The organism is Pseudomonas sp. 20-5 (genome assembly GCF_056782835.1).
Map to the genome: position 1 here is coordinate 3,107,167 of NZ_CM165584.1, position 14,028 is coordinate 3,121,194.

The following is a 14,028-nucleotide window of genomic DNA, read 5'->3' on the forward strand; positions in this document are numbered from 1 at the left end:
CGTCCCCGGACAAGCAAAGAGGCCGGTGAACACTTTCATTCCTGGCGGGGCATTACTCCGCGACGTGAAAACAGCAGCGGCGTGCCGTCGGCGTTGAACAGCGCCGCCGTCAGCGAAAGGCCGTCAGCCGACGGTGCTTCCTGGAAACTGTTTCCACCATCCCTGCTCCGTACCTTCAGTCCGTCAAGCCCGACCGCCAGTACCCGAGCGCCAGCCACTGCTATGGATGTGACCGAGCCCTTGCCTTGCGTTGGCACTCTGCGAAAAGCCTTGCCATCGGCAGAGCCCTGCAACAGGGTGCCACGCTGACCACCCAGCAGCAGACGCCCATCGGCCAGCACCGCGCCAGACCACAGGGTGCCCTCATAGCCGGTATCCAGGTAACGCCAGTTCTTCCCCTGGTCGTCGGAGCGCAGCACCTGCCCATGCTCGGCCGTGGCGTACAGGGTGCCGTGGTTGTCGGCAAACAGCCCCATCAGGTTGAGGTCGGCCCGCTTGGCTCCTGGAGGCGCTTGCAACGGCTGCTCCGTCCATGTCTTGCCGCCATCCTCGGTGGTCAGCACCAACGACCAGAGCCCTACCGCAACGCCCTGCCGGGCATCGAAAAAGTGCACGGCGAACAGCGGCCGGTCTTCTTCGCTCGACAGGCGCTGGACCTGCCAGGATTCCCCGCCGTCGGCGGTGGACAGGATCGCCCCCCAGTGACCCACCGCCCAGCCGTGCCTGGCATCCACGAAGGACACACCCGTCAATGGCGTGGATAGTGGGACCGAGCGTGCCTGGCGCCACTGCCTGCCCTGGTCGTCGGACAACAACACGACACCGTGGTCGCCCACGGCAACCACCCGCTCTCCGGCCCAGCCGGCGGCCAGCATGGTGGCCTGCGTGGCATTGCCCGCCTGCACGGCCGGCACGGCCGGCACGGCCTGCAACGGCGCGGCCTGGAGAGACATCAGCGGCAATCCTGCTGCGAGCAAGGCCGCGGTGAATGAAACCCTGAACTTCATACTTCTCTCCTCAGTGCACCAGCGCGCCGATCATGCGCACGGGACGTTTGCGCGGGAACGCCCGCTCCAGCCATACGGCGAAGGCCGGCAGCACGGTCATGGCCATGACCATGTTGACGACGAACATGAAGGCCAGCAGCTTGCCCATGTCGGCCTGGAACTTGAGCTCCGAGAAGGCCCAGGTGGCCACGCCAACGGCCAGGGTGATGGCGGTGAAAATGGTGGCGACGCCCACCTCGAGCAGCGCGTACTCCACCGCCTTGGTGATCGTCTGGCCATGGGCCAGGTGCAGTTGCAGGCGGTTGTAGATGTAGAAGGCGTAATCGACGCCAATGCCCACTGCCAGCACCATCACCGGCAAGGTGGCGATGGTCAGGCCGATCTGCAGCTCCTTCATGAACCAGTAGCCAATGAAGGTGCCGATGGTCAGCGGCAGGCAACACACCAGGACTGCCCGCAAGTCGCGATAGACCACGAACACCAGCAAGGCGATGGCGGCATAGACGTAAAGCAGCATGGGGGTTTCGCTCTTCTCCACCTCTTCGTTGATCGCTGCCAGGACGCCGGCGTTGCCGGAGGCGAGGCGAATCGAAATGCCTGACATCGGATACTCGCTGCGGAACGCCTTGGCGGCGTCCACCACTCGGTTGATGGTCGTGGCCTTGTGATCGGCCAGGTACAGGTGCACGGCCGACATGCTGCAATCGGTGCGCATCAGCCCGGGGGTTCGCGCAACCTCGGTGGCCAGCGCGGCGTAGTTCATCGGGTCGATGGGCACCGCCGCCATCTTCGGGTTGCCTTCGTTGTAGCCCTCGTTGAACTGACGCATGGTGGTGGAAAAGGACGCGACCGAGAGGACGCCGGGCACCCCCTGCATGGCCCACACGAAACGATCCTGGTACTGGCCCAGGGCGACATCCTCGCAGGCCACCTCGGAAGGAGCCTTGTCGACTTCGAACACCACGCTGAGCCAGTCCAGGCCAATGTCGTAGTTGCTGGCGATGGAGACCGCGTCGCGATTGAAGCGCGAGTCCTCGCGCAACTCCGGCGCACCCGCCTGCAGCGTGCCGACGACGCGGTCATGGCTTTGCCAGATCGCCGCCAGGAACACCGCCAAGGCTGCGCCGAGCACCCACTGCGCCTTGCGTGGCTCGGCGAGCCGGGCCAGGCCCCGCAGCCAACGGCTGCGACGCTGCCGGGAAACCTCCTGGGCGGCTGCGTACTTGTCGTCGACGCGCAGCAACGACGCCATCAACGGCAACATCACCAGGTTGGTGACGATCTTGTAGGCCACGCCAAGCGAAGCCGTGATCGCCAGTTCCCGCACCATCGGGATCGGGATCAACAGCAGCGTCACGAAGGAAACCAGCGCGGTCACCAGCGCCAGCGTCCCGGGAACCAGCAACCCGGTGAAGCTCGAGCGTGCCGCCTCTTCGGCGCTCTTGCCGATGGCGATCTCGCGCACGATGAAGTTGATTTGCTGCACGCCATGGGAAACCCCGATGGCGAACACCAGGAAGGGCACCAGCACTGCCAGCGGATCGAGCCCGTAGCCCAACAGGCGCAGGCTGCCGAACTGCCAGACCAGCGAGGCCAGCGAACAGACCAGTGCCAGCAAGGTGAAACGCAGCGAGTGGCAATACCAGTACACCGCCCCCGCCGTCAGCAGCAACGCCAGCAAACAGAACTCCAGCACGGCTGAAGCTCCGTCGGCGATGTCGCCGATCTGCTTGGCGAAACCGATGATCTGGATTTCGAAATCGCCGTCTTCGAAGCGCTGGCGGATCTCTTTCTCCAGCCGATGGTTGAAGGTTACGTAGTCCAGATGGGCGTCCTGGCTATCGTACTCGTTGAGTTCCACCGTGATCATCGCGCTGCTCTGGTCCCGGGAAACCAGCGTACCGATGAAGCCGCCCTGGGCAGTGGAATTGGCGATCTTCGCGATGATCCGGTCATCCAGGTGCTCGGGAGAAACCGTTCCGGGTACCAGCGGATCAGCACGAAAACCTTCCTCGGTGATTTCGTTGACGAAGGCGTTGGGCGTCCACAGGGAGCGCACGCTGCTGCGCGATACTCCCGGGAGGAAGGTCACCGCCTGGGTGACGTCATACAGCCGCTTCAGGCCCGGGGCGCTCCAGATATCGCCCTCTCGGGCCTTGACCACGATGGTCAGTCGGTTCGCCCCCAGCAGGTCATTGCGGTAGGCCTCGAATGTCTCGATGTATTCGTGGCCTACCGGCAATTGCTTTTCGAAGCCGGCATCCATGCGCAGCTGTACGGCGAACCAGCCCATGATCAGCGTGAATACCGCCAGGCTCGCCAGCACCAGCCGGCGATGCCTGAACAACACACCTTCGACATATGACAACAGGCCACGTGTCGGGGCCTCAGGTAGCTTTACAGAACCGTTCACGGCAAGCCTCACAAGGTGCGGGAGATCGCGATGCCGACATAATCGCGGTCACGATAAAGCTGGTCGTAGGGCGTCTCACCGCCCATGAACTTCGCGTAGTTGAGGGAAATCTGCCAACTGGCCGGGTTCCGCACGAAGTTCAGGTACAGGTTCATGCTGCTCGCGTCCTCGGTGAAGGTTGCGCTGAGGTTCGGTGTCCGTCCTCCCAGCGACCGTGCATAGAAGACGCCCGGCGTGACCTGCCAGCCCGGCAACAAGGTGCCGTCATAGGTCAGGCTGAAGTCCAGGTTGATCCCTGAAGAGGTCTTGTCGCCACGGGACTTCGGCGCTCTGGCAGGATCCAGCTGCCAGGCATTGAGTCCCGCGGCGAGCGGTTCGCCATTGACCTCGTCATGCAGCCCCGGGTACTTGATGACCACCAGTTCGGTCAGCAAGCTGCCCGTGCTGGCCCCGCTGAAATCCAGAAGCGTCGGGGAATTGGACGGCGTGAAGCTGTACAGGCCTGTCAGGTGCCACTGGAATTTCTTTTCGTCCTTCCAGCATTTGCCGCCGTTGCCGGTACACAGGTCGATGACCGGGTTGAGCATGACCGAGTCCTTCGGCCGGTACGACAGCTCCGTACCGACGGCCCAGTCACCGATCGGCATGTTGGCACTGATGCCGTACATCATCCGGTCTTCCTGGTACTCCCAGGTCGGTGCCGCCGCGAAGGTGTTCGGGTCGAGAATGGCGACACGCAACGATGGCAACTTGTCGTGATAACGCATTACGTAGAAGCCATAGGCGACGTCGCTGTCCTCCGGCTGCCAGCGCAGCGAAAGGCCCCACTGGCCGCTGTCGCGGGCGTCCTTTTCGGAGAATCCATAGTCCCCCCTGCCCTCACCCAGCGCGTTGGTGGTGGACCAGTAGCTGCCTACCGGCGGCAATTCGCTCTTGTTCCAGCGGAATTGATAGTAGGCCTCGACGTTGACACCCGAGCCCAGGCCCGACGCGACACTGAGCATCGGCGCCGGCAGCACGGCCTCCTTGAGCTGCACGCCGGGGCGCGCCAAGGCCTGGTAATCGTAGGCGTTGGTATTGTTGATGCCACCGGCCACGAACAGGCTTTCGCCCCAGTTGATCACCTGGTTGCCCAGGCGTGCGCGGACCCGCTGCCCGCCCACGTCGAAGCCTTTGCTCACCCACAGGTCCAGCAGGCGGGCCTTGAACGCGAGGTCGTCGCGAGCGTCGTCGCTCAGCCCGTTGCTGCCGACGCTCTCCGGGGTGTTGAACGACAGCGTGCCGGTGGTATCGGTGGCAGCGAAGTCGCGGATCCAGGTGCCGCGCGCCATGAAGGTGATGTCCTCGGGCATCTTCAGCAACAGCTCATGGGTGCCCTTGAGGTAGTTGGTGAACATGTCGCCGCGGTCGTAGTTCAGGTCGCCCTGGTCGGCCACGCCGGAGCTCTGCGCCAGGCAGCCGGAGGGCGCGTTGTGCCCGGTCGGTCCCTGGTTGATCAGGTTGCAGCCCCGTGACTCGGTACGCAGACCCATGCCTGCGGTGATCGTGGAGTCGAAGGAGCCATTGAGGGTTTCGGTTTCGAACGTGAATCCCATTGCCAGTGGGGTTGTGCACGCGATGACAAGGCCTGAGGCTTTCGTAATTATTTTTTTCATGCTGGCTCTCGATCTGGCGTCGGTTAGCGCTCGCTGATGGCTCGCAGATTGTCGGAGGTGAAGAAGTCACGCTTCAGGCGGGGGGAGCCGTTGTCTTCGGTGAGCCAGCGAATATCGTTCTTGCCCGCACCGATCGAGGTCATGTCGAAGAGGTAGCGGCCATCCGCCAGGTTGTACTGGACCTGGGCCTGGACGTCGCAGGCGCCTGTCTCGTACACGGGAATCGAGAACCCTTCGCGCACTTTCCAGATCTGCCCTTGCTTGTCGTAGTCCACCGCCAGCAACGGGTTCCAGCTGTCCTCGTCGATGTAGAACATGCGCTTCGGCGCCTGATGGCGCATGCCTTGACGGACATTGGCCTCGACGACCCAGACCCGATGCAGCTCATAGCGACGCGACTGCGGCGCGATCGAGTCGTTGCCGGCAAACGTCTCCACCTTGGCGCCAGTGTCGTAGGCACCGAAATCGTTGTAAGGCACCAGCAACTCCTGCTTGCCGATCAGCTTCCAGTCGAAACGGTCCATGGTGCCGAAGAAGACGTTCGCCTCGTCGACGGTGTACTGGTTATCCAGGCCGATCTGTGGCGCATCGTAGGAGTACGACGGCATTCGCCGCACGCGGCGCTGGCCGGGGAAGTAGTAGAAGGTCGTGGCCTGTTCGCCGGCCACGGCAGTCTGTACCGCGGACTGGCCGGCCAGAGCAGCCGGCTCGAGGTAGTTGAAGAAGGTCGCATTCTCCAGGCGGCCAACTGACGAGAAGAGCGCACTCCCCTTTTTCCCCCAGGGCGTGAAGAAGAAGGTATCTGTCGACTGACGTAACCATTCCCCCCCCTTGCGTGGAGAAATTCCGGAAATGGTCCGGGGAATTTCGACGCCAACGCCGCGGTAGCGCATCTTCATGTTCCACATCACCTCGGCACCGGTACTCGGCATGGGGAACGGGATGCCCGGAACGTGAGCCTCGTCCAGAGCGAGGCCGGCAGCATCGAGCTTGGCGAAACCAACGTTCTGCCGGGTGTTCTCGACCACGAAGTCCGGAGCGCTACAGGTCCGACGGGTCGGATACACATCCATGCGATAGCCGGGAATCCTCTTGAACAGCTCGACCTGTCCGGGGGACAGCTTGCTCGAGTGTTGCGCGAGATTGTTCGCGTCGATGCTGTAGAGCGGCTTGTCGCCCTTGAACTTCCAGTGCTCTCCTCGCACCTGGCCGTAGCTCCATCCCTCGTCCTGCTGTCCAGGCTGCGTCCAGGCAGGAATATCCCCGCTTGCACTCGCTGCGATCTCCCCGCCCAAGGGGGTTAGTTTCGACCCCAGCGCCTCGGGGCCCTGGGGCGCAGCCTGGACCGAACAGAGCACGGTCGATACCGCGAGGGTCATGAACAACTGCTGCTGGAAAACACGACGGGTGGGCGCTTCACCTTCCAGCCGTTCAGTTACATCTTTCATTGGATGGCTCCTCACACAGGGCATGGACCGGTTGCTCGACCTCCCAAGGGGAAGAAGTCGGCTCCTGTCGATAATGATCATTTGACCTGATCAATTGACCATGTCGGACGATCATGAGGCAAACCATATGCCAGTTCTCTTTCTTGTTTTTTTAATTGTTATAAATCAGGCGGTTATGGAAAAAGTTCTGTTCCAGGCCCAGTGCCCTGTGCACCACCTTGGGAAGTAAAGAAACATGTGTTACCTGGAGATGCTTGGTAACAGGGCGCAAGAGAGCTTGAGGGGAACTTTCGTAGATATCGGCTCGGGCATTTTTAATTGTCGTTTCGCCTCGGGTCAGAGGGAGCGATCGGATATGACCGGTCATGAATCGAGCAACTTTATCCGACAATGCAAGCTCCGCGGCGGAGCGGGACTATAGCGGATGTAATGCCTGCAAAAAAAACCGCCCCGAAGGGCGGTAAAAGGCAGGGCCAGGGCCTGCCATGGAGTTACAGCAGAACAGTTCTGCCAGGTTATCGGGTCAGAAAGAAAAACTTGTCGCGCCGTATTGTTTATCGTGGACGAGGAAACGCTTGGCCGTATACCTTGTTCGAACGCTCCAGCGCACCATAGGCATAGTACAACTGCACCATGGAATAGGACCAAGCCAGGAAGGCCATGGTCATGAAGACCATCTTCGTGTCGTCTCCCGGAATCGGGAAGAAGTCATATCTGAGCGCTACTACCAGGCCCGCCAGCCCGCCAGCGATGGTGGCCAGAGTATGGAGGGCTTCGCCTGCACGGGCCAGTTGCAAGGTGAAGTAGCAAAGATACAAGGTATAGGCTGACCACATGAATACATAGAAATAAGGGAGGAATCCCTCGATGATTCCAGACAGGAAATAGACGCCGGTAGCGGCAAAGCCAGCTACAAAAATGAGGATGTCCTTGGCGGGCGACGGTTTGTAATCGTGGGTAACTGCCATTAGCCCGAGCGTAGCGATAACTGGCACTCCCACCCCTCGCGAAAAGGCGTCGAGAAAGATCGCGATGTTGTAGTTGGCTTGCCAGCCGGTGGCTATGAATGTAGTGAAGTTCGATGCCGAGATACCTACGATCAAGAACTCCAGGCCAAGCAAATAGTTTTTCCGCCTGATGAATGCAGCGCCATAAAACAATCCGGAAATCACCAGGAGAATACATGAGAGCAGAGCGAACAAGTCTCTCGGTTCCACGTTAACTGCCCCTTCAGATAGAGTTGTATCGATGCCTTGTGTCTAATCGGTGCAAGGGAGTACGGGCATAACCCCATTAACTCCCCGCATCGTTATCAGCCGTTCAAGGCTTTGTCTTTGCGCACTTTCTTGTCGGTCCATGCATCCAGTAGCCTGGCGGCCGCAAAGGCCGTCTTTATGGCGCACCATTGAAGTGGCTCGGGTAGCATGGATGGCGTCTTGTGTTCCAGCGCCGCTAGCAGCGGAGGCTCTCCACCGCCGATTCGCTCGGCGAAAAGCGCGCCCATGAGCGATTGAGTGGCAAGGCCATGCCCTGAACATCCCGCCGTATAGAAGATGTTCTGCCTGGCCCCTGTCACCCCGACCACGGGGAGGAAGTCGTAGGCCCCGCTGATATACCCGCTCCAGCAATGCCGAATGGCAAGGCCCTGCAAGGAAGGAAAACGCTCGCGCAACACTCTCGACAACGCGGCGTAGGCGGCGTGGTCCGGAACATTGGGTGTCTTCGAGCCGTAGGCATAACCCAATTGCTTCACGGTCAGCAGCAGGGTGTCATGGGCCGTCAGGCGATGACTTTCCATGGTGTAGTGCGGCGTAATGAGGCCTTCACGCTCTTGCCAACCCAGGGACGCCAGTTGCTCCGCCGATAGCGGCTGGGTTTCGATTGCCGAAACCCGGATCGGTGCAACCTTGTTGCGGAGCACTCCCAGCTGAGGCGTGTAGGCGTTGGTCGCCAGAACCATTACAGGGGCGGTGGCGATACCCTGGGCCGTATTGCAGGTAATCACCTGCCCTTCACAGTAGGAAAGCACCGGCGTGCGTTCGTACAATTTCACGCCAGCCTTGATTGCCGCACGACGCAGGCCGTTGACGTACTTTCCCGGATTCAAGGTGCCGCCACGCTGCTCGCTGCCAAACAGGAATGCGGGCGGTATGCCTCGCGCGCGCATCTCGGCGCTATCCACGAAGCGCGTGACAGAGCCCAGCGCGTGGCCAAGCTCCATGTTCGCTCGCAGTCGCTTTTCCTGGCTGGGATGGACGGCGGCCCGGATGATTCCCGAGGGCGTGTAATCGCAATCGATGTCCAGCGCAGCCAAACGCTCTTCCACATAGGTGACGGCCTCGTCATAGAAACCGACGAACTTACGTGCCTGCTCAAGCCCCACTCGCTTGACGAAAACCTCGCATTCTATGCCCATGCTGCCGAGCAGATAGCCGGCATTGCGCCCGCTGGCCCCGAAGCCTGCGAACTGCTGTTCCAGAACGATGACGTTCGCTCCACGCGCCCTTAGTTCCAGCGCCGTTGACAGGCCGGCGAACCCGGCGCCGACCACGACGACGTCTGCGTGCTCGTGGCCTTTCAGCGCCGGCTGCAGGTCGTCTGGCTGCTCCACCCATCCGCCAAGGCTGCGGAATCTCATGGGTTCGGCATTGTTGCGTGCCGCTCCGTTGAAGGCATTCATTCACATCACTCCCGGGTTGCCGGACGTTGTTCCTCTCATGGGCCGATCCATGGCAGTGCCGCTAGAACCCCTTCCCCGCCTCGGAAAAGGAGGGCATGCCCAACAGCTCTTGCGGGTCACGCATCTGACCATCGATCTCCACCCAACCCAGTAGCGTGGAACTGGCACTCCATCCCAGCAGACGCTGCATTTGCGAGGGGAGCTGCCGAACGCGCTCGACGGGTATGGAAAGGAAGTGGTTTTCTTCCAGGCGCAGGAAGGCCAGGTCATAGGCCATGGTCAGGCCTGTGCGAGGAGCGTCGGATCTGTTGGCGCCACCGCCGTGATATACCGATCCCAGCCAGAGAAGCGCAGTGCCTGCCTTCATTTCTGCGCCGATGGTTTCTTCCTGGGTGGGCATCCGTTCGTCATCCCATTGATGACTGCCAGGAATGACCCGCGTCGCGCCGTTCTCTTCGGTGAAGTCGGTAATCGCCAGCATGAGCTGCAAGCGAGCCTCGCGACCATACTGCGGATGCCGCCAGAGCGAAGTGGCATCGTCGCGATGCAGGGGTTGAAGACCTTGTCCAGGCCCGATCTGTATCGCCTGGGTCATGCTCAGTTGGATATCGGGCGTGATCTCGACCCGATCGTTCCCTACCCAGACATGGGTGGGAGTCTGCAATACCTGCTTTGCCGTCTCGAGGAACAGGGGGTTCAGTGCCACTTCCACGGCGGAGTCGCTTTTCGCCAGGATCCGCGCGGTACGTCGAGTCTGGGTGCCGGCGAAGTAAGGGTCCATGCCGCAGGGGGTAACGCCCAGATAGCTGTCCAGGTCCTCGGTAAGAGACTTCAAGGTTTCTTCCGAGACGAAGTTGCAAATAGCGACAGCGCCATCACGCCTGATGATTTCCACTACCTGCTCGATCGGGGTGTCGCAGCTGACTGTCGTCAATCTTCGCGTACTCATCTGATGCCTACCTGTGTGGTGTTGTCATTGTTCTGCAGGGCTTCCGCAATCAACCTCAGCCCATGAGCGTTCACTCTCATGCGGTCAGACCGCCCTCTCCTTGCGCCTGGCGCGGAAAGGAAGTTTGATCATACGACATGATCATGTGATCAAGTCAAACGATTAATAATTCTGCGTGGCATCTCAGCGCTCAGGAAAGTCCAGCCGAATCAAGATCCGGCTCTACGCGGGTTCGCGCTGGCGATAGCGGATTGCCCAGGCTCGATCCTGTTTCGCTTCGGCTACGCATCGCCGGCGGTCGGAGCGAAACATCTGGAGAGACAAAGGGTCGCTGCCTCGGTCCTCAAGCGTGTCGACTCATGGATTGGGGGACGGCCATGCGTTAGCATTCGTCCCGGTCGACAGCGGACCAGTCGCCTGGCGGCAACACCGAAGAAGGAGAAGCTGAATGGCTCGAGTGGGCGCCGAAGTGCGCAGGCAAGACTTTATTGAGGCCGCCGTGAAGGTGATCGCGGAATATGGTGTGGCGAATGCCACTACCCGTCGCATCGCGGCCGCGGCGAATTCTCCATTGGCCTCCCTGCACTATGTCTTCCACACCAAGGACGAATTGTTCGACGCGGTCTATGAGTCCCTGATAGACAAGCCACAGCAGTCCTTGCTGCATGTTACGGCGGGAGCCACGGCGGCAGACTCGGTGGCAGAGATATTGCGCCAGTTGGTCGGGTGGTTCACCACGCATCCGGAACTGGCGACCACGCAGTTCGAGCTGTTTTTCTGGAATCTGCGTAACAACCCCGCTATGGCGAGCAAGATCTACACCGATTCCGTCGAAGCGACGAAGCAGGCCATTGAACAGGTCGCTGGCTCGGTGCTGGACCAGGAAGCGCTGGCCACTGTCAGTCGCTTGCTCATCAACCTGTTCGATGGCTTGCTTCTGGCCTGGTCCGCCCATGGTGACCAGGAGCGGCTGAATGCCGAGACCGAAGCCGCCTGCCAGGCTGTGAAGCTGTTGGTGGCCAGCTTCTGATCTTTTCGAAGGCGCATCTCTAGAGAGGGGCATGGTGACACGGTTCGCCGTGCCCCTGCTCTTCGGGCCTCTTGCCAGTTCAGGTGCGGCGCCTCTTCTAGCTCTCCTCTCCTCTCCTCTCCCCGCCTCCAGCGGAATCCTGGAGGTCTCCTCCTTGTAGTCCTGCAAGCTGACTGTGCGCTTCTCGTCCATGGATCAGGCTTCCGCCATGGCCTGGTGCGGCACCTAGGTGCAAATAAACCCAAACCGATGGAAACCTGGTGCATTTCGCACCTTGTACCAGCAACTCGCTCGCGTCTATTCTGGTCAAACGATCAAGTCAAAAGATCAAGTCTCTATAACACAACAATAGGAGGCGACATGTCCTCTCACACTGCTCTTCCAATTGAGCCGCTCGATGTTCTGATCATAGGAGCCGGTGTGTCTGGCATCGGCGCTGCGGCTTACCTTCGACGTCACCAACCGAACAAGGTGTTTGCGATTCTCGAGTCCCGGGAGCGAATGGGCGGCACCTGGGACCTGTTCCGCTATCCCGGCATACGCTCCGACTCGGACCTGTACACCTTCGGCTTCGACTTCAAGCCTTGGACCAAGGCGAAATCTCTGGCGGATGCCGCCGACATTCTCGAATACCTGCGAGAAGCCGTCGCTGAATACCAGTTGGACCCCTTCATCCAGTACCGGCAGAAAGTGGTCTCGGCGAATTGGCAGAGCGACAAAGGGCTGTGGGCGGTATGCGTCGAGGACGGCCACACGGCAGAAACCCGCACCATCGAATGCCGCTGGCTGTTCAGCGCAGGCGGCTACTACCGTTATGACCAAGGCTTCAGCCCACGCTTCGAGGGCGCGGAGCAGTTCAAGGGGCAAATCATCCACCCGCAACACTGGCCCGAGCGCTTGGACTATCGGGGCAAGCATGTGGTGGTCATCGGCAGCGGCGCAACGGCGGTGACCCTGATTCCCGCCATGGCCGACGAGGTCGCCAGCATCACCATGTTGCAGCGGACGCCCTCCTATATCGTCAACCAGCCCGCCAACGATTCCGTTGCCGCTTTTCTTCGCAAGATTCTGCCGGCGCAAACCGCCTACTCACTGACGCGCTACAAGAATGCCAAGATCACCCTGGTCTTCTGGCGATTCTGCCAGCGCTTCCCCGGGCTCGCCCGCAAGCTGCTCATATGGCTGACCCGTAGAGAATTACCGAAGGGCTATCCGGTCGACGTTCATTTCAACCCGCCCTACAAGCCCTGGGACCAACGCTTGTGCTCGGTTCCCGAAGGCGATCTTTTCAAGGCCATCAGTGCAGGTAAAGCCTCGGTCGTTACCGACCATATCGAGCGCTTTACCGAGTCCGGTGTCTTGCTCAAGTCCGGCACGGAACTGAAGGCCGATATCATCATCACGGCCACCGGTCTGAACGTGCAGTTGTTCGGCGGTATCGCCCTGCACAAGGATGGCGAGCCGGTAGTGTTGAGCCAGACGCTGGCGTACAAGGGCACGATGCTTTCCGGCGTACCCAATTTTGCCTTTGCGGTGGGCTATACCAACTCATCCTGGACGCTGAAAGTATGCCTGCTGTGCGACCACTTCTGTCGCTTGCTGGGCTTCATGGACAGCCAGGGCCATAACGTCTGCGAGCCGAAGGCGCCGGATGGTGTCGAAACCCGTCCCCTGCTGGATTTCGGGGCCGGATATGTCCAGCGGGCATTGGATAGTATGCCGCGCCAGGGGCCTCGTGAGCCCTGGGTGATGTCGATGGATTACTTCCGTGACATCAAGCTTTTGCGCCGAGGGAAGGTCGCCGACGAATGCCTCCGGTTCAGCACGGTGCCTGACGCCTACCTGCACAGAAGCGTGGCGCTTCAGACTCAGGGCGGCGGGCGATGACTGCGGATCGGTTCTGCGAGCTACCGGGCAAGCGTAGCCTCTGCTATCGCAGCCACGGTCCGGAAACCGCGCCTGCGGTCATCCTCATCGTCGGCCTGGGGCTGCAATTGATCTACTGGCCTGAAGCGCTCATCGTCGGCCTGGTCGAGCGGGGCCTGCGCGTGATCACGCTGGACAACCGTGACTCGGGCAGGTCTTTCTTCACCGAGGTCACCCCGCCCACGACCCTGCAACAGTTCTTCCGCAAACCGACTGCGGGGTATGACCTGGGCGACATGGCCGACGATGTGATCGGCCTCATGGATGGCCTGCGCCTGGGTGCGGCGCACGTCGTAGGGATGTCGATGGGCGGCATGATCGCCCAGACACTTGCCGCTCGTTATCCGCAGCGAGTCATGAGCCTGGCGTCCATCTTCTCGACGACAGGATCGCTTCGAGTAGGCCAGCCAGCGTTCAAGACCATCTTGCAGCTTCTCCGGCGTCCTCCCCGGAACCAGCGGGAGAGCGTTCGCGACTATGTGGAGATCATGCGTTCCGTCGGTACGACGCTGGAATGGGACGAGCAGGCCCATCGCGACTACGCCATGCAAGCCTGGGAGCGAGGCGGCGGGGAAGCGAGCAACCTCGGGATGGCGAGGCAGATCGGCGCCATCATCAACTCGGGCGACCGAACGCAGGAACTCCAGCGAATTCGCTGCAACACGCTGGTCATCCATGCTGAGAAAGACCTCATGGTCGCCACCAGCGGAGGCTTCGCCACGGCGGCGGCCATTCCCAGGGCGCGCTTGGTGCTGTTGCCGGGAATGGGGCATGACTTCCCCGCCTGCCTGACAGGAACACTGCTTTCCCTGCTCGCAGGCCAAATGCATTAGTACGGAGCATCCCTTCAGGGGCGGGTGGGTGCCGCCCCTCTTTTTACACCTCGGGACTTGCATGGGGCTTTTCGAAGTTCGTGCTTA

General features: G+C 60.9%; 10 protein-coding genes. 3 read left to right on the forward strand and 7 right to left on the reverse strand.

What is annotated here, in order from left to right; all coding sequences use genetic code 11:
* Nucleotides 1-35 precede the first annotated feature (35 nt).
* The 7 genes from AC1RB9_RS14270 to AC1RB9_RS14300 all read right to left on the reverse strand — a co-directional run bounded on the left by AC1RB9_RS14270 (nucleotide 36) and on the right by AC1RB9_RS14300 (nucleotide 10,152).
* Nucleotides 36-1,007: a WD40/YVTN/BNR-like repeat-containing protein gene (locus AC1RB9_RS14270; RefSeq protein ID WP_003122767.1), complete on the reverse strand. Its 972-nt coding sequence runs from the start codon at nucleotides 1,005-1,007 to the stop codon at nucleotides 36-38.
* Nucleotides 1,008-1,017: 10 nt separating this feature from the next.
* Nucleotides 1,018-3,420, reverse strand: a complete 2,403-nt coding sequence (locus tag AC1RB9_RS14275; protein WP_004349754.1) for an efflux RND transporter permease subunit — start codon at nucleotides 3,418-3,420, stop codon at nucleotides 1,018-1,020.
* 8 nt (nucleotides 3,421-3,428) lie between these two features.
* On the reverse strand, nucleotides 3,429-5,075 hold the full coding sequence (locus tag AC1RB9_RS14280) for a DUF1302 domain-containing protein (RefSeq protein WP_003089183.1): 1,647 nt from the start codon (nucleotides 5,073-5,075) through the stop codon (nucleotides 3,429-3,431).
* 23 nt (nucleotides 5,076-5,098) lie between these two features.
* Nucleotides 5,099-6,523: a DUF1329 domain-containing protein gene (locus AC1RB9_RS14285; RefSeq protein WP_003089182.1), complete on the reverse strand. Its 1,425-nt coding sequence runs from the start codon at nucleotides 6,521-6,523 to the stop codon at nucleotides 5,099-5,101.
* A gap of 554 nt (nucleotides 6,524-7,077) precedes the next feature.
* Nucleotides 7,078-7,725 (reverse strand): hypothetical protein, encoded by a 648-nt coding sequence (locus tag AC1RB9_RS14290; protein WP_003122770.1) that lies wholly within the window; start codon nucleotides 7,723-7,725, stop codon nucleotides 7,078-7,080.
* Nucleotides 7,726-7,835: 110 nt separating this feature from the next.
* Nucleotides 7,836-9,203, reverse strand: coding sequence for an NAD(P)/FAD-dependent oxidoreductase (locus AC1RB9_RS14295; RefSeq protein WP_003122771.1), 1,368 nt, complete (start codon nucleotides 9,201-9,203; stop codon nucleotides 7,836-7,838).
* 61 nt (nucleotides 9,204-9,264) lie between these two features.
* Nucleotides 9,265-10,152: a phytanoyl-CoA dioxygenase family protein gene (locus tag AC1RB9_RS14300; RefSeq protein ID WP_003158799.1), complete on the reverse strand. Its 888-nt coding sequence runs from the start codon at nucleotides 10,150-10,152 to the stop codon at nucleotides 9,265-9,267.
* 448 nt (nucleotides 10,153-10,600) lie between these two features.
* Between AC1RB9_RS14300 and AC1RB9_RS14305 the strand changes: the two genes are divergently transcribed.
* The 3 genes from AC1RB9_RS14305 (at nucleotide 10,601) to AC1RB9_RS14315 (ending at nucleotide 13,941) form a co-directional block, all read left to right on the forward strand.
* Entirely contained in the window at nucleotides 10,601-11,182 is a 582-nt protein-coding gene (locus AC1RB9_RS14305) for a TetR/AcrR family transcriptional regulator (protein ID WP_003122773.1), read from the forward strand.
* Between the two features lie 360 nt (nucleotides 11,183-11,542).
* Nucleotides 11,543-13,069, forward strand: coding sequence for a flavin-containing monooxygenase (locus tag AC1RB9_RS14310; protein ID WP_016253449.1), 1,527 nt, complete (start codon nucleotides 11,543-11,545; stop codon nucleotides 13,067-13,069).
* Nucleotides 13,066-13,941: an alpha/beta fold hydrolase gene (locus AC1RB9_RS14315; RefSeq protein ID WP_003122774.1), complete on the forward strand. Its 876-nt coding sequence runs from the start codon at nucleotides 13,066-13,068 to the stop codon at nucleotides 13,939-13,941. The genes AC1RB9_RS14310 and AC1RB9_RS14315 overlap by 4 nt, the downstream gene beginning before the upstream one ends.
* Nucleotides 13,942-14,028 lie beyond the last annotated feature (87 nt).